This is a genomic window from Erythrobacter aureus (genome assembly GCF_003355455.1).
Lineage (GTDB): Bacteria > Pseudomonadota > Alphaproteobacteria > Sphingomonadales > Sphingomonadaceae > Qipengyuania > Qipengyuania aurea.
This window is the reverse complement of sequence record NZ_CP031358.1, coordinates 255,637-276,610: the sequence shown is the minus strand read 5'-3', so window position 1 is coordinate 276,610 and position 20,974 is coordinate 255,637. Positions and strand designations below refer to the sequence as shown.

The following is a 20,974-nucleotide window of genomic DNA, read 5'->3' as shown; positions in this document are numbered from 1 at the left end:
GTCTTCCCAATCCGTCGATAGCCAGGAGGCTACATGGCAAGCCAGCCGAAAACCGACCTCACGGTCCCCACACTCATACTGCAGCAGCTTGGCGGCGAACGCTTCAAGGCCATGACGGGTGCTGCCAGCTTTGCCGGCGATGAGCAGATGCTCAGCTTCCGGTTGAAAGCCAGCATCACGAAGAACCGCGCATCCGGCATGAGGATTTACCTCGATGTCACCGACACCTACCGGCTCGAGCTGCTCAAGATACGCAACTTCGAGGTCAAGGTCATCGACACCCGCGAAGGCGTTTATGCCGAAGACCTACAGCGCGTCTTCACCGAGATGACCGGCCTCGACACGCATCTGTGATCACGCCATGCTCCAGTCGCTTCTACAGGGGGATTTCCATTGCCTAACATCCTGAAGGTCTCCGCAGCTCTTGCGCTCCTATCGACGTCTTCTGCCTGCATCTTCGAAGAACGGGATGCCGAACAGGAAGTGACCTCGGACATTCTCCTCTACTGCACGATGGAGAGCGCAAAGCCGGTTAAGCTCGTCAGCGACGATGACGGAAGCGAGTTTGAAGCAAAGCTGAACTACGACGGCTTCTACCGCATCGACATCGACGAGCAGACCATGAGCCTGAAGCAGTCCGGCGCTGAGGACTTCCGGCCTCTCTGCCACAAGGACGGCGCCTGCAAGCTCCTCTCGAGCAAGTTCGAGATCCGCTTCGAGAACCATGGTCGCGAATACGACGGCAAGACCTACAACGAGACCTACGTTATCGACCGGGTCACCCGCGCGATCTACATGAAGACCGATGTTTTCGGCCCGGAAGCCGGCCCCACGACATACGCCCGCGGCTCCTGTCGAAAGGCTGAATCCACCGATAAGCCGAGCTTCTGACTCCGCCCATCGCCAAATCAGGCTAAAAAGCCCCATTTTAGGGACTTTTTCCTGCATTCGGGATTCACATTGGTCTGCGTCCTTCCTATGAAGAGTGTTCCAACGCTAAGCAATTACAAGGAAGCTTACACGCAATGAACACCGCAGCACTCGTCGACACACTCGCCGAAAAGCATGGCCTCAGCAAGACCGACGCCCGCGCCATTCTCGACACCACGTTCGACGCGATCGTCGACAGCGTGAACAAGGGCGACGATGTCCAGCTCAGCGGCGTCGGCAAATTCGCGCTCAAGGAAACCAAGGAACGCCAGGGCCGCAACCCGTCGACCGGCGAGCCGATGACCATCGCTGCACAGCGCAAGATCACCTTCACGCCGGCCAAGGCCGTCAAGGACAAGCTGAACGGCTAATCCGAAGTCGGCCTCTGCGGCCGCCGATCCATAACGAGATCGTTTGAATGCGACCGGGCTTCGGCTCGGTCGCATTTTCTTTTCAAGCTCCAAGGCCACGGGATGTCTTCGATCATCCTATGATGTCCTCGCAAGAGTGAGGAAACGCGCATCAGACGATGCGCTTGGGCCAACCATCAGAGAGCTTGATATGCCGCGTATCCGCGTCTGGCACGCCACTGCTGCCGACTTCGACACTTTCGCCCCCTTCAGCCACTTTGGCTCGCGGGCGCAGGCCGAAATGCGCTGCCCTCCTGGTGGCCACCTCCTCGAAGTCGAACTTCTCGTTGCCGATCCCAAGACCATGAAGGACACCGGCGGATGGGACGAGCGCCAGCTCAAGCGCCTGCAGAAGCAGGGCTGGGACGGCGTGCGCTACCTCAACCGCTACGAGGGTATCCCTCAGTCCGCGTTCGAGCGCGCCCGCGCCAAGTACGCCAATATCGATCGCCTTAGCGACGCGAACTTCCAGAAGGCCCTTCCAGAGGCCTCTGAGAGCTGGATCGTCTTCGACCCTCGCAACGCGAAGATCATCGCCAAACACGAACCAGCCGAAGGGGAGGGGAGTGCTTCCCTTTCTGCCGAGCTGTGCAACGCCTGACGAAAGAGGAAAAGCTGTGAGCGACACCAACCCCGACAACATCCCGATGCGCCGCGACCTCATGCGCGCTGAAGCCGCATTCAAGACCGCGGTCTTGCGCATTGCAGAATTCGAACAGCCCGAAGGGGAGGGGTGGGCGCTCTTCAATATCCCCGGCAACCCGACCCGTCCGGAAGACTTCCTGACGACGGGAATTGAAGCCTGCGACGAAACCGGCCGCTTCGACAATGACGAAGACGCCTACCGGTTCGTCCTGGTTGCAGAATCCGAGATGCACTCGATGGCTCTGGAAATCCACGGCCTCGCTGACATCATCCGTTTCTCGCTCTGGGGCGACACTTCGCGTCGCACGCCGCCCGACCAGAACATCAGCACCCTGCCTGGCAAGAGCATGGAAACCATGCCCTGCAACGCCGAGCGCGCCTTTGCTGAAATGGCCATCGAAGAAGATGACCTCATCGGCGACTGGATTGCCGAAGCACGCGTACATGCCGAAGACATGCCCGCGATCATCCAGCGCGACTATCTCCTGCAGGCTTGCACCAAGCTGGAGAACAACGCCGTCATCCTCGCGCGCGTTAACACGCTCTATGACTCCATCGCCCACGGCGACGAAGATCACCGCGGCTGGCTGAAGGAAGCCATCAACAACCACATGGCAGGCGAGGATGTGCCGACCCCGCGCGGCAAGGGTGGCAAGGTCTACTCGGGCGCAGACGCGCCGATCCGCCCGTCGAACATCCTCTCGGGCCCGACGCCGGACCTCCCGCCCATCATGATCATCTGCGAAGAGATGGACGAGGCTGAGCTCGAAGATCTCGACGACGAGGATGTCGACGAGGTCGAGGTCTACTACCTGCGCGTGAAGCAGGAAGACGGCAAGATCGCTCGCATCGATTTCCCTGACACCATGGACCCGGTCACCTCGATCGAGGAAGCCGTCACCGCCGCGATGACCCTCGGCTACTCGCCGACCCATTACATCTCCAACGGCTACGGCCCCTGGCTCATCTCCAAGATGGGCTGACGCCTCTCCTCCAGCTTCGGCTGGCCCCAGACATTCCCTGATACCCCACGAGAAGGACATACAATGCCCGTCCAGAAGCTGATCCTGCAGATGACCGTCATGTGCGACACCGACACCCTCGATGAGGCCGTCAACGCCTATGACAGCATGAGCCTCACCGAAATCGCCCACTCCACAGACTTCGGCGACGACATCGGCAGCGGCATCAAGGTCGTCGCTTCGCAGACGATCCTCTCGCCTGACCGCATCAAGGCTGAACTCGAAGCCATCGGAAACGATGGTGAATTCTTCGACATGGCTATCGCTGACATGGCCGATCATGACGATGAAGGTGACGACACCGAAGCCCAGCTCGGCAACCAGGTCCCCTTCTTCCTCACCAACGGCGGCGCCGAGACGACCGATGACACGAAGATCATCGCCCTCTTCAGTCAGCTGGGCCTCAAGTCGGGCGGGCTGGGCCTCAACTCGGGCGAGAAGGACGACTTTTTCTACCCGCTCACCGAAGCCGAGGCAAACTATGTCGCCGAAGACATCGTCACTGCGCTCGATGGCACCACCAGCGCGCTCATCGGCTACAGCGTCCTCTGCCGCAACACGAAGTGCCTCGCGCCGCAGGTCGAGTTCCAGATCGACCCCGAAGCGGCCAGCGAAGAGAGCGTCCTCGAATACGCCACCGGCTACGCTGAAGCGATCCGCCCGCGCGTCGAGGAATTCGGCGGCGACGTCCACATCGATCGCGGCATCGACAACTGCGTCGTCGTCCGTCTGCTCGTGCCGATTGCCAATGCCATGGCCCTCGGCAGCGCCGATGCATGGAAGGCCCGCCTGGCGCTCCTGCTCACTCCGCAGGATCTCCCCGTCTATCTCACCAACCAGTGCACGGAAGCCGCGCACGGTACCAAGGAACAGTTCGATCACCTCGGCCTCAGCTACGGTGAATTCGACGGCGAGTTCTACCCGCTGACCGATGAAGAGGTCCGCTACATTGCCGAGGACGAGGTCACCTCGCTCGACGGCAACGTCCTTGCTTTCATCGGATACTCGGCTCTCTACCGCGGCCAGAAGTTCCTCATGCCCTCGATCGAACTCACCTATGGTGACAAGGACGACCGCTTCGCAACCGAGCAGGAAGCCCTGGCCTTTGCGAACACCTATGTCGCCGACCTCGCTCCCAAGCTCGCAGTCGCAATGGCTCGCGCACGGGTCGACCAAAGCGGAGACGACCGCATCGTCATCCAAATACTCATCCCCTTCGAGACCGCTGCACAGCGCGGTGACCTCGACAGCTGGAAGAAGTACCTCTCCTGGCTACTCTTTGACCCGATCAAGTACGACATCATCGAAGAAGTCCGCGTTGAGGACGACGAGTACGCCGTCACCATCTCGTGGATCGGCGAAGGCAATGACGGAGACTTCGACCCGCTGCGTCCTTACGACGTGCCGCTTCTCCGCTTCGACGTCGACAAGCGCGTCGGCGAGGACTTCGAGGAACTCGAGAACGGCAGCTATTGCACGCAGGTTCCTGCCTACATCCCGCAGAACAAGCGCTGGTGCCTTGCCCGCTACATCCTCGCTCAGCTCGACATGGGGCACACCGGAAAGCGTGATCTCGAGAAGCTTTCGTGGACCAACCTCGGCATCGTCGAGGACTATATGGCTGCTGTCGAAGGCAACGACAATGACAGCCAGATCGACGATCTCGACCACAGGATCGCTGTTGCCCAGTTCCAGTCCACGGGCAATCGTTCGACCGTTCCGAGCGAGATCCATCCGCTCGACGAAGCAGAACTTCGCGTGAACGCAGCTGGATTCGAGCGGGCTGACGAACCCGGCATGGCCGCCGCCTCCGCTGGCGAACTCGATGACCTCGAACTCGTCTACGAGGTCGACGCCAAGTTCCTCATGACAGCTGGCGCCTACAACGGCGTGGTCGACAAGCAGAACATGGCCGACCTCATCAATGACCGCGGCGTCCAGGAAGGCGACATCGACCGAATGAACATCGTCGAGGTTCGCGTCTCCGACAAGACTGTCGCTCGCGCCTCGGGTCCGGCCGAATGATCGAGGTAACCGTCCAACCGAACGGCCGCCGGGGCGAGACGCCAATGCGCATCGCCCTGTGCGGCTATTCCATGGAGCGCGGCAAGAACGTCGTCATCGTCGAAGTCGCCGATGCCGGCACAGCTCGCCGCCACTTCTGGGCCAAGCGCGTATCCGAGAGCGGCCGGGCAACCGGCCTCACCTGGTCGCGCTGGATCGCTGAGCGCGAAGCGGCTGGATACGAAGTCATCTACCAGCCAGCCCAGACCGCCAAAGCAGCCTGATCCTCAATTTCCTTCTCTCCCCCACCCAAAACAGGATATTTGCCATGAACCTCGATACCACCGTCAAGAAGGGCCAGAGCGGCTGGGAAGCCAGCACCCGCATCGCTTTGCCCGCTGTCATCCAGGCCGAAGGCGACCGCAGCCCGATGGGCGGCCCTCCGGCCCCTGCCTTCCTCGAGATCAACACTCACAAGCGCACCTCGGGCGGCATCGTCACCTCGGCCAGCGTCTTCTTCGTCAGCGAAGGCTGCCGCACCTCCTCCTATGGCTCGGGTTACCAGTCAGGCACCTATGCCGACGGCGCCGGCGACTATCATCGCACCGTCCGCTTCGAGAAGGCGCGCGTCACCGAGAAGAAGGTCCGCGAGTTCCACGAAGAGTCCCTGAAGGTTCTCCCCGAGATCCTCGCCCAGGTTGCAACGCACTACGGCGTCGCGACGGCCGACGACCTCTTCAAGGAAGTCGAGCCGGCCTGACCGCTAGCGCAGGCGGCCAACCGGTCGCCGGAATGCTTCGATTTCATCCTATAATGACCAGACGAGACACCCCTCTCGTCTGGCTCATTCCCCACGCCATCAAGAGACCTGCACATGATCCGCAACAAGACCACGGCTGGCCCCTTCGCCAAAGGCGAAAACATGCACGGCCATGCCTATACGACCGACCTTCGGATCACCGAAGAACTCGCGTTCTACGACGGTCCGATCTACTCGATCGCCGAAGGTGGCGGAAAAGTCTTCCTGCGCGTCGATGACATGACCGGAGCCATCAAGGGCTCCGGCAACGAATTCCCATACCGCATGCGTTCGGTCGTCCACTTCCTCGAATTCGAGAATGCCAAAGCCGCCAAGGCAACCTTGCACGAAGGCTCTTCGCCTACCCGTACCAGTTACAAGGAAGCGAAGAGCATCATTCGCGAGGTGACGACCTGGACCCTCGCCGCACCCTGCAAGGGCGAGAACTATCGCGTCGAGGCCTGCGAGCTTGATCTCGAAGACTTCATCGAAGCCGACATGGAAGACGAGCTTCCTGAGGCCAAGTACCTCCCATCGCCCGACAGCAGCGAGACCGAAGATCTCGCGACCTCCGGAAACTAAGCCCAGCTGCATAAGGATTACCCAATGGCCATCCCACCGGTCCAAGAACCCCTCGAAACCGAAATGCCGACCATCGCCGTGATCGAAGACGACCACAACTACTCGATGATCGACGACGATGAAGCGGAAGACGAAGAGGGTTATCCTCTCCGCATCAACCAAACCCGCTTCTACCGCGGCGACAACGTCCTTGTGTCGCTATCGCGCCTCGACGAGCCCAACACCTGGGACGATGAGCATTTCGATGCCCTGTGCGACCACCTCCTCTCGAGCTGGAACGCCGCTGCGGCTGGTACCGAAGACCGCGGCGCGCTCGCAGCCAAGCTGAAGGAGCTCGTCGACAACGCCCGCGCCATCGAGGCCGAAGACGACGGCAATCTGCCCTACTTCGCCTGGCAGAAGGTTCGCGTCTTCTGCTACGAGCACATCGACACCATCCTCGCTACGCTCGAACAGGCCAATCGGCCGCCGAAGCCGATCACCAAGGACGATGTCGAGCAGGCTGCCAAGGCTGGCCATGAAGCACACTGGGGCGAGGGCACTTGGGACGAAGCCGGCCCCAACGAGCGCGACCGTGATCGCACCTTCGCTGAGGGCGTCCTGACCCATATCAGCAAGGGCTCCATTCAGGACGTCGACTACAAGGCCGAATGGGAAGCCGCCGCGCTGGCACGCGACGAGGCCGGTTGCCCGTTCATGACGCCCGCAGAGGCGATCAAGCACCTCGCGGATGAAGTGGCGGAACTGCGCAAGAGCCAGGCCGCCTGATTTCATCCTTCAGGAAGGGAAGGGGAGGGCATTCGCCAACGGGTGATTGCCCCCCTTTCTCGAAGGAAAAGTGATGACCGCTCCCAGTACCCCGACACGGCGCGGCCGCGTGGTCGAACTGTTCTCCGGCTTCGGAGGACTGAGCCTCGGCCTCGAACAGGCTGGTTTCGATATCGACGTAGGCGTCGACAATGAGCCGGTGAATACCGCCACGCACGAATATCTCTTCAGCTACGGCAAGAGCCTCACGCTGGATCTCATGGAGAACCAGTCCAAGGCCATTCGCAATGCTCTGCCGGCTGGTGAGGACATCGACACACTCGCGCTCGGGCGCACTCCCGATGCCATCATCGGGGGGCCTCCTTGCCAGTCGATCAGCGCCATCGGTAAGAAAGACCCGAATGACCCGCGCACGAAGCTGATGGACAGCTTCGTCCAGCACGGCATCGAAATGGGTGTCGGATACATGCTCATGGAGCAGGTTCCCACTCTCCTGCAGCAGCAGAATGCGCCGATCCTCGACGACCTGCGCGAAACCCTGTTCCGCGCCGGCTACTCCATGGTCGAGCCCCGCACGCTTCGCGCTATCGATTTCGGCGTGCCGCAGCGCCGTGAACGTGTCTTCCTGCTCATTCACCGCAATGACCGGGCCGCCCCTGAGTATCCTCAGCCGACCCATGGTGAAGGCGAAGACCTGTGGCTCCACAAAACGCCCACCGTCCGGGACGCCTTCGACGGCCTTGCCGACGCAGACGACTTCGATGAGCTCTGGGATCGCGACTGGGTAGATATCGACCCTATCGCCCCGACCTCGCGCTACGGCATGCAGATGGCCGGCCTCGTCAACGATGCCGACGACCTTAGCTACAAGCGTGACTGGCGGCGCGACCGGCTCACCTGTTCGCAGCGGACCCGTCACGAACCGGCCTCTGTCGAACGCTTCGCTGCTACCGCTCCTGGCGGCAACGAACCCACCAGCCGCCGTCACCGTCTCGACCCTGATGGCCTCTCGCTTACGCTGCGCGCCGGAAGCAATGCTGAGCATGGCTCCTTTACCGCTGTCGTTCCCATCCACACGAAGGGCACTCGCGTCGTAACCGCCCGCGAGGCTTGCCGGCTCCATTCCGTACCTGATTGGGTGCGGCTCTCAACGTCGAAAATTCAAGCCTATCGCCAGCTCGGAAATTCGGTCCCGCCGCTCCTCGGCAGGGCCATCGGAAGTTCGATCGCCAAGGCGGCTGGATTAGCCCCAGCCGCACCAAGCGAGGTTGTCCCGCTCGGCGATGAATCTCTCCTACAGCCTATCCGCTCCGCGCCCAAGCGCAAAGCGGCCTGAGGCCCCTCCGCTCCATCTCACGAAAGACCAGAACCATGAACACCCGCATTCACTACGGCTATCGCGACGGCGCGAATTACAAGCAGGCCGGATCCTTCGTCATCACTGGCGAAGTGACCCCCGAGCAGTTCAAGCGGCTGCGGGGTGCCTGCGCTCTCGAAGACAACAACCTCTTCTTCGTCCCCGAGGCTGTCGGCATCCTTCCCTTACAGCCCAGTTGGGACAACGACATCGACCATCCCATGCACACACTGGGTGATTTCGAACCCACCGAGGAAAGCACGCTCGATGAGCGCACCATCATTCACCTGCTCGCAGACTTCTGCGGACGCGATTGGCTCAACGAAGCTGCGAAGGTCACGCGCGCCCGAAAGGCATAACGCCCGCGCCGATAATTCCTGAGCATCCTCTATAATATCCTCATCAGCTGGAACCCCACATGCCGCAGATCAAAGTATCCATCACCGAGACCATCGAAGTCCCTGAAGGCTTCGATATCCAGTATGCTCCCACGGGCATCGCAAAGGGCTTCGCTGTGCCTGGCGTCGGCTTCTTCAAGCCGTGGATCACGCTCGAGCACTTCGAAGGCAACGACGATTCCAATGACGCCGAGGGCGACATGAGCCGTATCGACCTCCAGTCGGTAGGCATCGAACAGTCGCTCACCTTCGAGCGCGAGATCGAAGTCGTTTCCGACGAGGATGAGGGCATCCCCTCCAGTAGCGGGATTACCGCCCCTCTCGGCTGGCGCTCGTCGACTCCTGAAGTACGCGGCTGCACCGCGAAGTCTGTCGCCAAGATCGGCGTAGTCGGCCTTCTCGGCAATATCACGGACGACGCAGAGCTAGCCGTGATCGAGAAGCACAAGGAACGCATTGCCGAGGCTGTCCTCTCCTCCATGGGCATCGACCCGCTTTCGCGCGCGGCCTGATCACCCATGACGCTCCTTCACCGCCTTCCTATCGACAACGCCTACTGGCTACTCGGCCTTGATGAGGCAGGAGGGCGCCATGTGGTCGTCGATGATGCCTCTTTCGAGGCCTGGGCCAAGGTCGACACCCGCAACGCCTCAATGTGGCTCATGCGTGGAAGCGCCATTGTGCACGCTATCGGCTGGGCCAATCGCGGTGACGTCGAAGAACTGATCTACATGATCGGGCAAATTCCTTCGCCAGAGCGCCATCATGCCGGCTCCACCATTCGGGAAGCCTATGTAAACGGCGATTGCGACGTCTTCGCGCTCGCGCTTGCCCGCATGACCCGCAACACCATGGTCGCCATCACCAAGAGCACCGATGACGAAGGGAGGCCTATTCGCCTTCACCAGCTCATCCACGCCGCCGTCGCTACAGGCTCGTATATCTACGATATTGACGGAGAGAGCGACGAAGACGAGTGGGAGGCCAGCTGGAGCCAGAACGCTGGTTGCTGGGATGAGACGAAAAACGTCGTCATCACCCGTCGTCGGCTGGAATCCCTGCAACAGGGCAAGATCACCGAAGCCACGATCCACGTAGCCGCCAACGCGGCCTGGCTCATAGCCGGGCTGACTGGCCAGCTATCCAGCAAAGATATTGCCGTGCTCGCCGAGCAGCATGGCCAAGACCAAAACACCGGAGCCGCCGCAGCATGAATTCTCAGCCCTCACCAGACCTCCTGTTTCTCGCGATCCAGGCATTCACATCGCAGTTCAACATCTTCGTGCTTGCGATTTCCTTCGTCACGATTATCGGCGCGCTCGCTACGCTCTACGTCGTTGTCGGCCAGAAGCGTGAGAAGCCGAACCCCTATCACAAGAAGATGCGCGCTCAGGCAGCCGCCGCGCTCAAGCGTCTCAAGCGGATCGGCCTCGATAATCCCGGCGCTGTGATCAACTACATCCGCAAGATGAACCCTCACGCCGTCGAAGAACTCGTTCTCGATGCAGCGGAAGCGGCTGGCCACAAGGTGAAGCGCAACCGCGCCTACACTGGCGATGGCGGCGTAGACGGGCAGATCTGTATCGACGACATGTGGTACCTCGTGCAGACCAAGCGCTACAGCAAGGCCATCACGCCCGAGCACGTCGCAGCCTTCAGCTGCCTGTGTCGACAGCGCGGTAAGCCGGGCCTTTTCATCCATACCGGCCGCACCGGTCCCAAGTCCCGCCTGCGCGGTAGCCCGGTGACCATCATCTCCGGATCGTCGTTGACCTCGCTGATCGCCGGTCAGCCCATCGAAATCGAACTTCCGCGGCTGGCTGCCTGACCAGCCTGCCCATCAGCCTTCAAGGAACTCTCCATGCCGCCTGAAGCAACGCCCGAACGGGCGCCGACCATCCACGTCGGTACGTCTTGGCCCCGTCCCGCCACTGAGACCTCTCTTATGCCGAAGTGGGCAGGGGAGTTCGTCAGCTACGAGGACTGGGTTTCCAAGGCGACCAAGCGCCTTACCGTCGCCAGCAGCCTCGTGACCGGCGCTCAGGTCCCCGCAATTTGCGTTGACGCTTTCGGACGCCGATGCACCTGCGGGGGCGACTTCATGCGAGCACGCGACGAAGGCGCGTACCCCGTCCGTTACTTCTTCGAGTGCGAAGAGCCCGAAGAAGAGGTCGCAACCTTACAGGCCGCACTCACCTGGTTCGGGGAACACCGCAATCTCGAGCTGGATTTCGACGGCAAGGTCTACGGCGACGACGACGAGCCCGACCTGTGGCGCGTCACCGAGAAAACCGGCTCCATCAACGACCGCGAATGGGATACCATCGCTCACGGTGAAACGCCGGCCGCCGCCATCATCGCAGCCTACAAGAGGAAGAATCCATGAAAGTCCTCGGAGCCCAGCAGCCCGACTGGTCGGCAAACATGCTCATCACCCTCAACAATCTCCGCCGCCTCTGCAGCTGCGACCTCGGAGAGTTCGCCAGCGACGACAGCGGGCCGGGCGCTTATCGCCTCGTTCTCGACGAAGGCAGTCAGATCCTCGCGCGCGTCAGCGCCGAGCAGATCGAGATCAGCCTTATCAGCCCTGACGGCCAAAACAGTCTTCGCGTTGTCGATAAGACCCTCGCGCTCGATGACGAGGATCTCGGCACCGGCGTCATCGACGAAACGTGGTTGCGCACCTTGCTCGACCGCTGGGTCGACCTCGCCGTCGAATTCGAGAACATCGATCCGCGCGCCAACCCGAAGGCTCTCTTCCAGGCATTCGATGAAACCGACTGCCATCTGTTCGTCGACATCTTCGAGCACGTCGAGGGTCACCACAAGAAATCCGGCCATGAGCAGCAGATGGAAATGCACCTCGTGCTGCCGACAGATTACTGGAACGGCCGCATCGTCTCGACCGATGCCGAGAACAAGCATTATCTCATCACCGAGGATGACGCTCTCGACGCCAAGATCGAGGCTCTCCCGATGGGGTGCGAGATCACCGGCCTTGAAGATGGCGAATTCGGCTTCGAGTTTCGGCCGATCCACTTCACGCCAGTGCGCATCAACGGCTAGCCCGCGCTGAGCAGCGCGGAACTTCCGAGCCGCAATGTTCATTATATGGACATATCCAACAGATATGTGTATATTCTGACCAAGGCAGACTTGAAGGATGAAAGAAGTGGCCCACGCAGCTCTTGCAGAACCGCAGACACCCAGCGCCGATAAGGGCGCTGTGGCTCTCCGTGCCTTCTTCAACATCGCCAAGGCATGGAACCTCGACGAGAAGGAGCAGATGAGCCTCCTGGGCCTCACAAGCCGCTCCACGCTCCAGAGCTGGAAGGCCGGCAAGGTGTCGCGCATCGATCGCGACAAGCTTGAGCGCATCTCGTACATCCTCGGGATCTACAAGGCGCTCCACATCCTCTTGCCGGTGCGCCAGATTGCCGACGACTGGATCCGCCAGCCCAACACGGCGCCGATCTTCGGCGGCCGCAGCGCGCTCGACCGGATGACGGCCGGCAATGTCGGCGATCTCCAGATCGTCCGCCAGTATCTCGACGCAGAACGGGGCTGACCATGGCAGATTCGAAATATCAGCCGCCGCTGGCGGCCACGGGTTGGCGCGTCCATCGTCTGGTCGCCTCGGTCTATCCGCCGGTCTCGATCTTCGACGAGATTGTCGAGCCGCATGAGCTGGAAACGCTCTTCGAAATCGAGAGCATGACCAACGACCGTCTGCGCGAAGACGTGGGCGACTTGAGCCTCGTGCCGGTCGAAGACCGTGTCACGGGGCCGGGTGCGACGCCCATCATGGCCGCCTTCACCCATCTCAATCCTCATGGCGGGCGTTTCACAACGCCCGCCTTCGGCGCCTATTACGCGGCCGTGGACATCGATACCGCGGTCGAGGAGACAAAGCACCACCGCGCGGCCTTCCTCGCCCGGACCAACACCCCGCCGATCGACATCGACATGCGCTGCTACGTAGCCAAGCTCGACGGCGACCTCGACGATTTGCGCGAGGGTGCTCCGCCGGCGATCTACGATCCGGACGATTACAGCGTCAGCCAGGCTCTCGCCGCGCGGCTGCGCGCCGAAGGCTCGAACGGCCTGATTTACAACAGCGTGCGCGACGAGGGCGGCACCTGCGTTGCTGTCTTCCGGCCGCGCATGCTTTCCGACTGCCGCCAGGAGCGGCACCTGACGTATCGCTGGGACGGTGATGCGATCACTGTCGTCTACGAGAAACTCGCATTCGGCAGCGACGCCGACTGACCTTACAATCCATGGAGAGTCCCATGAATACCACCACGACCCCCGACGCCGGGCCGGAGAAGCTCGACGTCATCATTCAGGTCGCCGCTGTTGCTGGTGCCCAGCTGCATCCGGAAGACCTTGATGACGCGAACCGCGATGCGATTTCCGGCTACTATGGCTATTCGATCGACCCTGAGGCAGCAGCTGCCCGGGAAGTCGATGAGGGCGACGATCCTGTCATCGAGGCGGCTCTCGACGAGTTTCACGACGAGATCGCGATCAAGGTGCTCGACAATTACGAAATCGTCGCCTGCCGCTGCGAAGACCGCTCCCAAGCGCCCTGCGAAACGACCTGGGCCTGATAGTGGCCGCAGAATACGAGACCAAGTGGCTTGATCCCGATTTCCGGACCAAGGGCTCCGGCCCGCACTGCGTTATGTGCGCCCGCAGCCTGAAGTCCGAGGGCGGGAAGTGCGAGGTTCGCTATTTCCTCGATGAGTACGAGGCTATCCCTGTGAGCGAATGGGATCGGATGACGCCGTCCAAGACGGCCTTCGACTACGAACTCGACGGAAACCTGGTCGAAGTCGACTATGTCGGGTCGACATGTGCGAAGAAGCTGGGGGAGGGATGGTCGAACTGACCACCCGGTCCCTGCAACCGAAAATCCATCTCCCGTGCTTGCAGCTTGCAGTGCGGCAGTCGCGGCCATGAGCGGCAGTCCGGCGACGATGCCGCCGGCAGGACAGGGAAGGGGCCTTTCCGGCGTGAACTTGGAAAGGAGATGAAAGATGACCTTCATCCGCAAGATGATGAACACCGTCGAGGAAGCCCAGGCCGAGCTCAAGGAGCTGGGCTACACCATGACCGTCAAGAAAGACGGCCGCATCCTGCGCGGCAAAATCTATCAGAAAGCGGAGAAGTCCAAGCGCGAGGACCTCTTCATCGGCGCTAACCTTTCCGAAGAGCAGCGCGAGCAGCATCCCGAGCTGTGCCACTGGCTGGATCACAATGCGATCGCCGACGGCTCCAAACTCGTCGTTTTCAGCGCTGCGCGCCGATAAGCGAAATCCCATCGACGCCCCGCGCTGAGCCTGCAGGCAGAGCCCAAATGGGCTGCTGTCACTTGTGACAGTTTGCCCACGGCCTGCGGCCGCGGAAAAGCCCATTTGCCGCCACCGTTGCGCCCCAGATGCCATTTTAAGGGGGCACCAGGCCTCGATCTTGCGCCTTTACGGCGACGATCCTGCATCACGATCCCGGCTCATTCTCGCGTCTGCTCAGGCTGCATTCCCCCGGCAGACAGATTGGGGGGAAGACAAGGCTGCCTCTGCCTATCCCAGAACCGACGTTCCAGGAGCAGGGCAGGGCGCTACAAGGCCTGCTGCAGGCGTCTCGTTATCGGTAAACGTGGAGCTCGCATCTCCACTCCCAACTCGCTTTTAGCTAGTTTTCAGCCCCGATAACGGCAGCGAGACACGCTACGGTTGCGTTTTGCGGCGGCGCAGGGCGCGGGCAAACTGTCGTTATGGCCAGTTCTCTTCGCCGCAGCCGGGAAATGACTCAATTCCAATACCTTATCGGTGGCGCGGAACAGCTGCGGAACGTCCAGGCGGCGCCGCAGGCGCAGGGCAAACTGTCGTAATTGCCAGTCCACTCCTGCATCTTTCGGGAATCACTACACTTTTCGCCCTTCAGGCCTTGAAAAATCCCCAGATTCTGCCAAAACGAAATGCAGAACAAAGCAGGATTCAAAAGGGTACTGAGCGCCATGGGCCAAGCAGCACTCAATGTCGGCTCCATCCTCGATCGTCTCTCCGACGTATCCGATCGGCCGCGCTACGCCTTCGCCGTTCTCAATCTCCTCGTCGAACAGGCTACAGGCTCCACCAGGGTAGGCCCCTTCATCGAAGATGAGGGTCAGCACCTTGCCCTGCGTCACTGGGTCGGCAAGCGCCTCTCGCGGATCTCCGGCCGCTCGCAGCGTCGCAAGAAGCTCATCGAGCGGGTGCGCGAAGAACTCGCCGACGAGCTGCCCGACGACATGTTCGAAGCCCAGAAGGTCATCGATGCCGCCGTCGAAGAGCGCGTCTGTGCCGCCGGCGCCGACAACTTCTCCCGCGTCCTCGGCGATCTCGAAAAGGCAGGCTTCGTCTCGCGCCTCTACGAAGGCTACGCCACCAATCACGCCAACCGCGGCGGATTGCGCAATCTCGTCTGCGTCGTCGATCCCGACGTGTCTGCCGCGCTCAATCGCGGCACACACCTTATCTGATATTCTCAACGCCTTCCGCGAGCCAAGCATCGCGGAAGGCTAGGGGAGGGGTAGGGCACTTTTCCGTGAAATTCGGAAAAGGTATGAAATCTATGCCCCTCGCTGCCGCTCCCCCTTCGCCAAAAATCACCGTTCACACGGTGCTCGCAGCAGGATGCAATCTCGAACCTATCGAGTGCATCCACTGCGGTGATGACGAGAATGTCACTTTCAACCAAGGCATCGGTGACGCTCACTGCGCAACCTGCGGGGAATGGCAGCTCGAAGATTCCGACTGACGCCAGGAATCGTTGACAAGATCCAGATCGCGCAGCTATCGGCGCGCTCCTACCTTGCAAGGCAGCCTTCAAGATCTCCCTTGCTCCCGTGCCCAGATGGCGGAACTGGTAGACGCACCGTCTTCAGGTGGCGGCGCTCGCAAGGGCGTGGAGGTTCGAATCCTCTTCTGGGCACCAACACCTTCCTTTCAGGCGCCTCACTCCGCAGCATCCGCTGCAGGGGACCGGGGAGGGCGACTATGCGCCCTCCACCCCAGCACATCCTCTATAATGCTCCCGAAAGGGCACTCCATGAAACGCAGCAACGGCCGCGATGAAAAACCCAGCGCGCTCATCCGCGCAGGCTGGGTCTCTTTCGGCATCTCGATCATCCTGACCGTCGCTTACGCAGCCGGCCTCTACTGAAGACCCGCATGACCGAAACCACACCAGATGCCACCCGGCAGCCATTCTACCTGCGATACTGGCTGGCGATCACGCTGGCCTCGCTCCTGGCCGCCGCCGGCACAGTCTTCCTCGTCCTCTCTTCCCTTCAGCGAGAGGAGGGATGGAGCGTCTTCGGGCAGAAGCACAGCTTCACCCTGGCCGCCAATCTCGGCGAACAATCGCCCGATGGCCTCTGGATCGCCGCGGTCTCGAACAGTCGAGCCCTCCGGCCCTTCGAACCTGCGGTTATCCTCATGTTGACCGAGGTCGACTGCGAAGCCATGCGCTACCGCGTCAACTCGTCGGTCACGCATTCGGACGATGGCGGTCAAACAGTTGACCAGCCTGACGCTCCTCCCGCCTGGAAGCCGGTCCCACCAGCCTCCGCCGACACCATCGAACATCCGATCTACCAGGTCGCTTGCCATCCAGATGACACCGCGCGCCAGCCGATCAACGGCACGCCCTTCGACCTTCGCCAGACGCTCCTAAAGGAACCCGCATGACAAACGAAATTGCAGCTCCGCCTGAATTAGAAGACGTCGGAGCCGGACAGATTCTCATCACGCTCGGCGTCCTATGCCTCATCATCGCCGTCTGCCTCGCCATTGTGCTCAGCGGCGCATTCCTCCTCCTCGTCAGCTGCCTCACACTAGCTGGTTACTAACCGCTTCAGCCGATCCAAAGCCGCCATTAAACCTTCCCAGACGCTCCTCAAGGAACCCACATGAGCAAGCTTTCCATTCCGACCAAAAAGCCCAGCCGCAGGCTTATGCTCATTATCTCCGCGGCCATCCTCATCCCCGCTGCGATGTTCATCATGTTTGTCGCGCCCAGATTCGTTGCTCTCTATCAGCAACCCGAAGAAGACTGGGTAGTCTTCGGCGGCGGAGGCCAGTTCATCGCCGCCAATGTCGGCGAGAAAACGCCAGCTGGTCTCTGGGTCGCTACCATCGCGCCCGATAAAACAGTTCCCGAATATGAGCCCTCGATCGCGCTCTCGTTTCTCAACCTCGACTGCGACGAGCGGCGTTACCGCATCACCAGCCGCATGAAGCAGTTCGATAGCGGCGTAACGCGCACTGCATCGAGCAAGGACGCGCCTTGGGAGGCAGTTCCACCTACCTCGGTCGATTCCCCCGAACGCACCGTGTTCGAAATCTTCTGCGACGAGGGCGACCCTGAATATCGCGACATGCCGGGCACACCCCTGCAATTCCGCGAAATCATCCGCGACACAGCCGAGCAGGATTCCTGATGTCCAAGTTCGTACCACTCAGAAAAACTTGGACCGGTGAGCGCATTGGAGCGCTCCTCGCCTGCGTTCTTTTCGCCCTCTGCGGCATCTACGTCTACACTCTGCCCGTGCGAACCGAGGCAGAGAAGGCCTGTCGCGACTGGATGGAATACGCCATCGATACGCCCAGCACGATCTCTCGATACCGGGACGAGAGCGAACCCGCTGAAGTCGGGCCAGTCAGCTTCGCATACCAGAAGGAGCTATGCCCAGCCATCGGTTGGCCAAGCGATGTCTGCGCAGTGCTTTCGGCGCTCCCTGGCACGCTTTCCCAGCCCACGGAGGGTGAGGCTTCCAAAAGCCTGGGCAAGATGCTCGAGGACAATCGCGAAGCAGATAAGCGCGCAAGGCTCAATGCATATCGCTCGCTCTCTGCCGAACAGAAGCAGGGCACTCGCATCAATGTCAGCTTCGATGCCGACAACACCTACGGTGCGCCGATACGCTACGAGGCATACTGCACGGTCAAGGAAGACCCCGACACCGGCAAGCCATACGTGCTCGGCGCCGATTTCACCCGTGGCTTCTGAGGACTGACACATGCCAATCCTTCGCTCCCTCAAACGCAACCGCGATACAATCGGTCTGCTCCTCGGCCACGTTGCCGCGATGGCCATCGTCGTCTCCGGCCTTTGGTACATGCTCGCATCGAACCACCCGTGATGAACCAGCGCGAGAAAATCCACATAGCCGTGCTGCGGGCAGGGGAGCCTGTCAGCATTTCCCAAGAGCATCGCGACATTTACATCGATGCCGCGATGCACGGCCGCGAATACGCTGCCCAGAGGGCAGGGCTCTCCACTGGGCGGATCTCCCAGATCATAGTCAACGCCGACAAGCGCTACGCGATCGAATCCTTCCGCAAGGGCTTCCCGTATCCGCGGGAATGGGAAATCGACACATGCTTCGAGCTTCCTGTTGCCTCCCGCGCGATCATGAAGAACTGCGGCCTCAAGACTCTCGGCGAGATACAATCTGCCGTGGAATCCGGCGACCTCGACCTCGCAAAGCGGAAGTTCCTCGGCAGATCCATACCGATGCTTACGACGATCAGGGCCAATCCGATTATCCAGCTGCTCGACGAGCATTTCGCCCTTGAGACAACCCATTGACAGCATGCCGCAATTTCTTCAGTGCGGCCTTCAGGATGGAGAGTCCGGTGGAGGGCGGTCGCTTGTAAGGGAGCCGACCCCCTCCATTTCTAACCTCATCCTCAAAATTCAAAAAATATCCTGATCGCGCGCCATCCGGCGCCGTCATCCCCTATACTGAGTTTGCAGCCGGGCCACTGGTGTACTTCCCGAGAATTCACTTCATCAATTGTCCGGCTGCAATCCTTCGAATTACGGACTCCATCGAGCCTCACGCCTTCATCGACTTTGTGCCGGGGCCTTCGCTACGCATGTCCAGGGAGCCTTCCTAAAGGTGGCGGAACTCACCTGAGAACTCAAACTCCCGGCACAATACCAATCTCCACCGCAACAGGAACGCTTGCGCTCGCCTCGATCTTCGATAGGCTCGCAGTGTCCGTGACGATCGATCACCGAGTCGACGGACACTGTCCAGAAGAGGCCCGCTCGATTGAGCGGGCCTTTTTTCATCAGCAATCGAGACACCAGAGAGTCTCATTTCGAAATTGCTGAACTGTCTCCTTTGGAAACCGCAAATCCCCGCAAAACAGGGGCTTATCAGGCGCGCGCGGCGGCCGCGGCGACAAATCCTTCGCAAAATCAACGCGTTGCGAAATCCTAGATTGATAAGGAAGATTATGTTAAATCGCAATGAGTTAGCAGCCATACTTAACACCATATCTCATGTTGTGAATTCCCATATCCGTCAACCTTCACGCCTGTCCCATCCACAGACGCGCACAATCAAACACCGCGCAAAAGCGCGGCGAACGCGGTTTCACATCTGAAGTTTGAAAGCCGGCCTCAGTGGCCGTTTATCGGCAACATCAATCTGAACACCGCGCCATACGGCTCGCGGTCCTCGATGCTGATCTTTCCGCCATGGGCTTCGACGATCGTCCGGGAAATCGGCAAGCCAATTCCCATGCCGTCATCCTTCGTTGAGACGAAGAAGTCGAAAAGCTTCGGCTGCAGGTCCGCCGGAATGCCATTGCCAACATCTGCAATCGAGATGCCGATCATATCAACCGACAGCTCGCGAGCCGAAATTTTCACACCGCTGCGACCAGCTTCTTCGTTAGCCTCGAGTGCATTCCTGATAAGGTTCAGCAAGACTTGCTCGATCTGGATCTCATCTGCCTGCACCTGGAGCTTCGGCGAGATGTCGATCGACAGCGTATCCCTGAGTTCCGTGCGGCCGATCAACGCGAGCGACACTGCATTGTCGACCGCCTTGGAAATGTTCGTCCAGTCACGCTTATGCTCCGCCTTCATCGTCATCGACCTAAGGCGCTGGATGATCTTCCCAGCGCGGCTTGAGCCGGCATGAGCCTCCCTCACCGCCTGTAGAAGCAGCTCACGGTCTATTTCATCCGCCTCTTCCAGGAGTCGTTCCGCTCCCGCCAGATACGAGCCGATCGCAGCCAATGGCTGGTTCAACTCATGCGCCAGAACAGACGCCATCGTTCCCATCGCACTGACACGCGATACATGTATCAGTTCACTCTGAAGCCGCGTGATTTCCATCTGACGGGCTGCGGTCTCGCTGACGTCTTTCATCACGCCAACCGCCCGCACTGGCATCCCTTCCTCATCATAGACGATAAAGGCCCGGTCCTCGACATTTGCCCACACACCGTTCCGGTTTACCCGATACTCGAATGCCCAGTGAGCCTTTCCAGATAGAAGCGTCTGACGAAACAACGTGTTCATCCGCTCCCGATCGTCAGGATGTATCCTAGCTGTGAACTCGCCAATCTCTGTAGGCGTCACAATGCCCGGATACAGGGATTCATGCCCTCCTTGCGAATCCCAAATGTTATCCTTGATATTCCACTCATACTGGATGTCCGGCGACGCGCGCGAGGCAAGCATATACTTCTCCTCGAGCCGCTCCTTCTCGGATTCCAGCTGGACCCAATTCGTCACATCCAGAATAAACAGAGCAACACCCTTCCCCCACGGCTGAACTCTGATTTCCAGAAATATCGTTCGACCTGGGCGTGACGTTCTATACAGCGGAGCAGTACCACCCTTGCGTGTTTCCATCGCGAGACGGATCAATTCTTCCACTTCGGTCCCAACAACATTCGGAAGTACTTCCCAAACACTGCGGCCGATAAGCTCCTCGGCAACCCTCCCGTCGATGCGCTCAGCTTCGGCGTTCACGAATTCTAACGTGAAATCAGGCCTCAGGCCGACAACGCCGACCTTCCAGTTCTGCAGGAGCGAACTGACCTGCTCATCCGTCACACCATACAACACGAAAAGAACTGCTCCTCCGATTCAACTGCGCTTATTAAGCGGATTCGACAAATTGTCCAAAAACATCTGATACCGCACCCGCACCTGCGGTTATTACGGGTTGCAGGATGTTTCAGGAACCCGCTATAAGACAAGCG

The 20,974-nt window shown here is 60.2% G+C and carries 30 protein-coding genes and 1 tRNA gene; 30 read left to right on the top strand and 1 reads right to left on the bottom strand.

Annotation, left to right across the window (positions count from 1 at the left end; genetic code table 11):
- The first annotated feature begins 33 nt into the window (after window positions 1-33).
- The 30 genes from DVR09_RS16340 to DVR09_RS16200 all read left to right on the top strand — a co-directional run bounded on the left by DVR09_RS16340 (window position 34) and on the right by DVR09_RS16200 (window position 18,554).
- Complete coding sequence (locus tag DVR09_RS16340; protein WP_115418335.1) at window positions 34-354, top strand: hypothetical protein; 321 nt, start codon at window positions 34-36, stop codon at window positions 352-354.
- Between the two features lie 39 nt (window positions 355-393).
- The gene (locus DVR09_RS16335) at window positions 394-891 is read left to right on the top strand and encodes a hypothetical protein (protein ID WP_115418334.1); all 498 of its coding nucleotides are present in this window, start codon (window positions 394-396) and stop codon (window positions 889-891) included.
- A 134-nt stretch (window positions 892-1,025) separates the two neighbouring features.
- Window positions 1,026-1,301: an HU family DNA-binding protein gene (locus tag DVR09_RS16330; protein ID WP_115418333.1), complete on the top strand. Its 276-nt coding sequence runs from the start codon at window positions 1,026-1,028 to the stop codon at window positions 1,299-1,301.
- A 190-nt stretch (window positions 1,302-1,491) separates the two neighbouring features.
- The gene (locus DVR09_RS16325) at window positions 1,492-1,941 is read left to right on the top strand and encodes a hypothetical protein (RefSeq protein WP_115418332.1); all 450 of its coding nucleotides are present in this window, start codon (window positions 1,492-1,494) and stop codon (window positions 1,939-1,941) included.
- Between the two features lie 16 nt (window positions 1,942-1,957).
- Window positions 1,958-2,968, top strand: a complete 1,011-nt coding sequence (locus DVR09_RS16320; protein ID WP_115418331.1) for a hypothetical protein — start codon at window positions 1,958-1,960, stop codon at window positions 2,966-2,968.
- A 63-nt stretch (window positions 2,969-3,031) separates the two neighbouring features.
- Window positions 3,032-5,032, top strand: a complete 2,001-nt coding sequence (locus DVR09_RS16315; protein ID WP_115418330.1) for a hypothetical protein — start codon at window positions 3,032-3,034, stop codon at window positions 5,030-5,032.
- Entirely contained in the window at window positions 5,029-5,295 is a 267-nt protein-coding gene (locus DVR09_RS16310; protein WP_115418329.1) for a hypothetical protein, read from the top strand. Before DVR09_RS16315 ends, DVR09_RS16310 begins: the two co-directional genes overlap by 4 nt.
- Before the next feature lie 44 nt (window positions 5,296-5,339).
- Window positions 5,340-5,771 carry a hypothetical protein gene (locus DVR09_RS16305; RefSeq protein WP_115418328.1) on the top strand — a complete coding sequence of 144 codons (432 nt, stop codon included), beginning with the start codon at window positions 5,340-5,342 and terminating at the stop codon, window positions 5,769-5,771.
- Between the two features lie 114 nt (window positions 5,772-5,885).
- Window positions 5,886-6,392 carry a hypothetical protein gene (locus DVR09_RS16300; protein ID WP_115418327.1) on the top strand — a complete coding sequence of 169 codons (507 nt, stop codon included), beginning with the start codon at window positions 5,886-5,888 and terminating at the stop codon, window positions 6,390-6,392.
- A 24-nt stretch (window positions 6,393-6,416) separates the two neighbouring features.
- On the top strand, window positions 6,417-7,160 hold the full coding sequence (locus DVR09_RS16295) for a hypothetical protein (protein WP_115418326.1): 744 nt from the start codon (window positions 6,417-6,419) through the stop codon (window positions 7,158-7,160).
- 73 nt (window positions 7,161-7,233) lie between these two features.
- Window positions 7,234-8,496 (top strand): DNA cytosine methyltransferase, encoded by a 1,263-nt coding sequence (locus DVR09_RS16290; RefSeq protein ID WP_115418325.1) that lies wholly within the window; start codon window positions 7,234-7,236, stop codon window positions 8,494-8,496.
- A gap of 35 nt (window positions 8,497-8,531) precedes the next feature.
- Window positions 8,532-8,876 (top strand): hypothetical protein, encoded by a 345-nt coding sequence (locus DVR09_RS16285; protein WP_115418324.1) that lies wholly within the window; start codon window positions 8,532-8,534, stop codon window positions 8,874-8,876.
- Window positions 8,877-8,935: 59 nt separating this feature from the next.
- Window positions 8,936-9,427 (top strand): hypothetical protein, encoded by a 492-nt coding sequence (locus DVR09_RS16280; protein WP_115418323.1) that lies wholly within the window; start codon window positions 8,936-8,938, stop codon window positions 9,425-9,427.
- 6 nt (window positions 9,428-9,433) lie between these two features.
- Window positions 9,434-10,129, top strand: a complete 696-nt coding sequence (locus DVR09_RS16275; protein ID WP_115418322.1) for a hypothetical protein — start codon at window positions 9,434-9,436, stop codon at window positions 10,127-10,129.
- On the top strand, window positions 10,126-10,743 hold the full coding sequence (locus tag DVR09_RS16270; RefSeq protein WP_115418321.1) for a restriction endonuclease: 618 nt from the start codon (window positions 10,126-10,128) through the stop codon (window positions 10,741-10,743). Before DVR09_RS16275 ends, DVR09_RS16270 begins: the two co-directional genes overlap by 4 nt.
- Window positions 10,744-10,776: 33 nt before the next feature.
- The gene (locus tag DVR09_RS16265; protein WP_162815054.1) at window positions 10,777-11,301 is read left to right on the top strand and encodes a hypothetical protein; all 525 of its coding nucleotides are present in this window, start codon (window positions 10,777-10,779) and stop codon (window positions 11,299-11,301) included.
- Window positions 11,298-11,981, top strand: coding sequence for a hypothetical protein (locus DVR09_RS16260; RefSeq protein WP_115418319.1), 684 nt, complete (start codon window positions 11,298-11,300; stop codon window positions 11,979-11,981). The genes DVR09_RS16265 and DVR09_RS16260 overlap by 4 nt, the downstream gene beginning before the upstream one ends.
- Window positions 11,982-12,078: 97 nt before the next feature.
- Window positions 12,079-12,483 (top strand): MbcA/ParS/Xre antitoxin family protein, encoded by a 405-nt coding sequence (locus tag DVR09_RS16255; RefSeq protein WP_115418318.1) that lies wholly within the window; start codon window positions 12,079-12,081, stop codon window positions 12,481-12,483.
- Window positions 12,484-12,485: 2 nt separating this feature from the next.
- A complete protein-coding gene (locus DVR09_RS16250; protein ID WP_115418317.1) occupies window positions 12,486-13,184 on the top strand; it encodes an RES family NAD+ phosphorylase in 699 nt (232 codons plus the stop codon).
- Between the two features lie 23 nt (window positions 13,185-13,207).
- Window positions 13,208-13,528 (top strand): hypothetical protein, encoded by a 321-nt coding sequence (locus DVR09_RS16245; RefSeq protein ID WP_115418316.1) that lies wholly within the window; start codon window positions 13,208-13,210, stop codon window positions 13,526-13,528.
- Window positions 13,529-13,530: 2 nt separating this feature from the next.
- Entirely contained in the window at window positions 13,531-13,809 is a 279-nt protein-coding gene (locus DVR09_RS16240; RefSeq protein ID WP_115418315.1) for a hypothetical protein, read from the top strand.
- Window positions 13,810-13,957: 148 nt separating this feature from the next.
- The gene (locus DVR09_RS16235; RefSeq protein WP_115418314.1) at window positions 13,958-14,230 is read left to right on the top strand and encodes a hypothetical protein; all 273 of its coding nucleotides are present in this window, start codon (window positions 13,958-13,960) and stop codon (window positions 14,228-14,230) included.
- 707 nt (window positions 14,231-14,937) lie between these two features.
- Window positions 14,938-15,441 carry a hypothetical protein gene (locus DVR09_RS16230; RefSeq protein WP_162815053.1) on the top strand — a complete coding sequence of 168 codons (504 nt, stop codon included), beginning with the start codon at window positions 14,938-14,940 and terminating at the stop codon, window positions 15,439-15,441.
- A 368-nt stretch (window positions 15,442-15,809) separates the two neighbouring features.
- Window positions 15,810-15,896: transfer RNA gene (locus DVR09_RS16220), tRNA-Leu, on the top strand.
- A 236-nt stretch (window positions 15,897-16,132) separates the two neighbouring features.
- Window positions 16,133-16,651 (top strand): surface-adhesin E family protein, encoded by a 519-nt coding sequence (locus DVR09_RS16215; RefSeq protein WP_115418311.1) that lies wholly within the window; start codon window positions 16,133-16,135, stop codon window positions 16,649-16,651.
- The gene (locus DVR09_RS17315; protein ID WP_162815052.1) at window positions 16,648-16,812 is read left to right on the top strand and encodes a hypothetical protein; all 165 of its coding nucleotides are present in this window, start codon (window positions 16,648-16,650) and stop codon (window positions 16,810-16,812) included. Before DVR09_RS16215 ends, DVR09_RS17315 begins: the two co-directional genes overlap by 4 nt.
- 60 nt (window positions 16,813-16,872) lie before the next feature.
- A complete protein-coding gene (locus DVR09_RS16210) occupies window positions 16,873-17,403 on the top strand; it encodes a hypothetical protein (protein ID WP_115418310.1) in 531 nt (176 codons plus the stop codon).
- Complete coding sequence (locus tag DVR09_RS16205) at window positions 17,403-17,972, top strand: hypothetical protein (protein WP_115418309.1); 570 nt, start codon at window positions 17,403-17,405, stop codon at window positions 17,970-17,972. Before DVR09_RS16210 ends, DVR09_RS16205 begins: the two co-directional genes overlap by 1 nt.
- A gap of 10 nt (window positions 17,973-17,982) precedes the next feature.
- Window positions 17,983-18,105 carry a hypothetical protein gene (locus DVR09_RS17825; RefSeq protein ID WP_267899716.1) on the top strand — a complete coding sequence of 41 codons (123 nt, stop codon included), beginning with the start codon at window positions 17,983-17,985 and terminating at the stop codon, window positions 18,103-18,105.
- A complete protein-coding gene (locus tag DVR09_RS16200; protein ID WP_115418308.1) occupies window positions 18,105-18,554 on the top strand; it encodes a hypothetical protein in 450 nt (149 codons plus the stop codon). The genes DVR09_RS17825 and DVR09_RS16200 overlap by 1 nt, the downstream gene beginning before the upstream one ends.
- A gap of 822 nt (window positions 18,555-19,376) precedes the next feature.
- Here DVR09_RS16200 and DVR09_RS16195 read toward each other — a convergent pair.
- Window positions 19,377-20,837 carry an ATP-binding protein gene (locus DVR09_RS16195; RefSeq protein WP_115418307.1) on the bottom strand — a complete coding sequence of 487 codons (1,461 nt, stop codon included), beginning with the start codon at window positions 20,835-20,837 and terminating at the stop codon, window positions 19,377-19,379.
- Window positions 20,838-20,974 lie beyond the last annotated feature (137 nt).

Coding starts and splice junctions, on each gene's coding strand:
- DVR09_RS16315 (WP_115418330.1), top strand. CDS start 3,032: ATGCCCGTCCAGAAGCTGATCCTGCAGATGACCGTCATGTGCGACACC.
- DVR09_RS16210 (WP_115418310.1), top strand. CDS start 16,873: ATGAGCAAGCTTTCCATTCCGACCAAAAAGCCCAGCCGCAGGCTTATG.
- DVR09_RS17825 (WP_267899716.1), top strand. CDS start 17,983: ATGCCAATCCTTCGCTCCCTCAAACGCAACCGCGATACAATCGGTCTG.
- DVR09_RS17315 (WP_162815052.1), top strand. CDS start 16,648: ATGACAAACGAAATTGCAGCTCCGCCTGAATTAGAAGACGTCGGAGCC.
- DVR09_RS16230 (WP_162815053.1), top strand. CDS start 14,938: ATGGGCCAAGCAGCACTCAATGTCGGCTCCATCCTCGATCGTCTCTCC.
- DVR09_RS16265 (WP_162815054.1), top strand. CDS start 10,777: ATGCCGCCTGAAGCAACGCCCGAACGGGCGCCGACCATCCACGTCGGT.
- DVR09_RS16280 (WP_115418323.1), top strand. CDS start 8,936: ATGCCGCAGATCAAAGTATCCATCACCGAGACCATCGAAGTCCCTGAA.
- DVR09_RS16295 (WP_115418326.1), top strand. CDS start 6,417: ATGGCCATCCCACCGGTCCAAGAACCCCTCGAAACCGAAATGCCGACC.
- DVR09_RS16340 (WP_115418335.1), top strand. CDS start 34: ATGGCAAGCCAGCCGAAAACCGACCTCACGGTCCCCACACTCATACTG.
- DVR09_RS16205 (WP_115418309.1), top strand. CDS start 17,403: ATGTCCAAGTTCGTACCACTCAGAAAAACTTGGACCGGTGAGCGCATT.
- DVR09_RS16250 (WP_115418317.1), top strand. CDS start 12,486: ATGGCAGATTCGAAATATCAGCCGCCGCTGGCGGCCACGGGTTGGCGC.
- DVR09_RS16330 (WP_115418333.1), top strand. CDS start 1,026: ATGAACACCGCAGCACTCGTCGACACACTCGCCGAAAAGCATGGCCTC.
- DVR09_RS16285 (WP_115418324.1), top strand. CDS start 8,532: ATGAACACCCGCATTCACTACGGCTATCGCGACGGCGCGAATTACAAG.
- DVR09_RS16275 (WP_115418322.1), top strand. CDS start 9,434: ATGACGCTCCTTCACCGCCTTCCTATCGACAACGCCTACTGGCTACTC.
- DVR09_RS16310 (WP_115418329.1), top strand. CDS start 5,029: ATGATCGAGGTAACCGTCCAACCGAACGGCCGCCGGGGCGAGACGCCA.
- DVR09_RS16290 (WP_115418325.1), top strand. CDS start 7,234: ATGACCGCTCCCAGTACCCCGACACGGCGCGGCCGCGTGGTCGAACTG.
- DVR09_RS16270 (WP_115418321.1), top strand. CDS start 10,126: ATGAATTCTCAGCCCTCACCAGACCTCCTGTTTCTCGCGATCCAGGCA.
- DVR09_RS16200 (WP_115418308.1), top strand. CDS start 18,105: ATGAACCAGCGCGAGAAAATCCACATAGCCGTGCTGCGGGCAGGGGAG.
- DVR09_RS16325 (WP_115418332.1), top strand. CDS start 1,492: ATGCCGCGTATCCGCGTCTGGCACGCCACTGCTGCCGACTTCGACACT.
- DVR09_RS16245 (WP_115418316.1), top strand. CDS start 13,208: ATGAATACCACCACGACCCCCGACGCCGGGCCGGAGAAGCTCGACGTC.
- DVR09_RS16300 (WP_115418327.1), top strand. CDS start 5,886: ATGATCCGCAACAAGACCACGGCTGGCCCCTTCGCCAAAGGCGAAAAC.
- DVR09_RS16305 (WP_115418328.1), top strand. CDS start 5,340: ATGAACCTCGATACCACCGTCAAGAAGGGCCAGAGCGGCTGGGAAGCC.
- DVR09_RS16255 (WP_115418318.1), top strand. CDS start 12,079: ATGAAAGAAGTGGCCCACGCAGCTCTTGCAGAACCGCAGACACCCAGC.
- DVR09_RS16260 (WP_115418319.1), top strand. CDS start 11,298: ATGAAAGTCCTCGGAGCCCAGCAGCCCGACTGGTCGGCAAACATGCTC.
- DVR09_RS16215 (WP_115418311.1), top strand. CDS start 16,133: ATGACCGAAACCACACCAGATGCCACCCGGCAGCCATTCTACCTGCGA.
- DVR09_RS16235 (WP_115418314.1), top strand. CDS start 13,958: ATGACCTTCATCCGCAAGATGATGAACACCGTCGAGGAAGCCCAGGCC.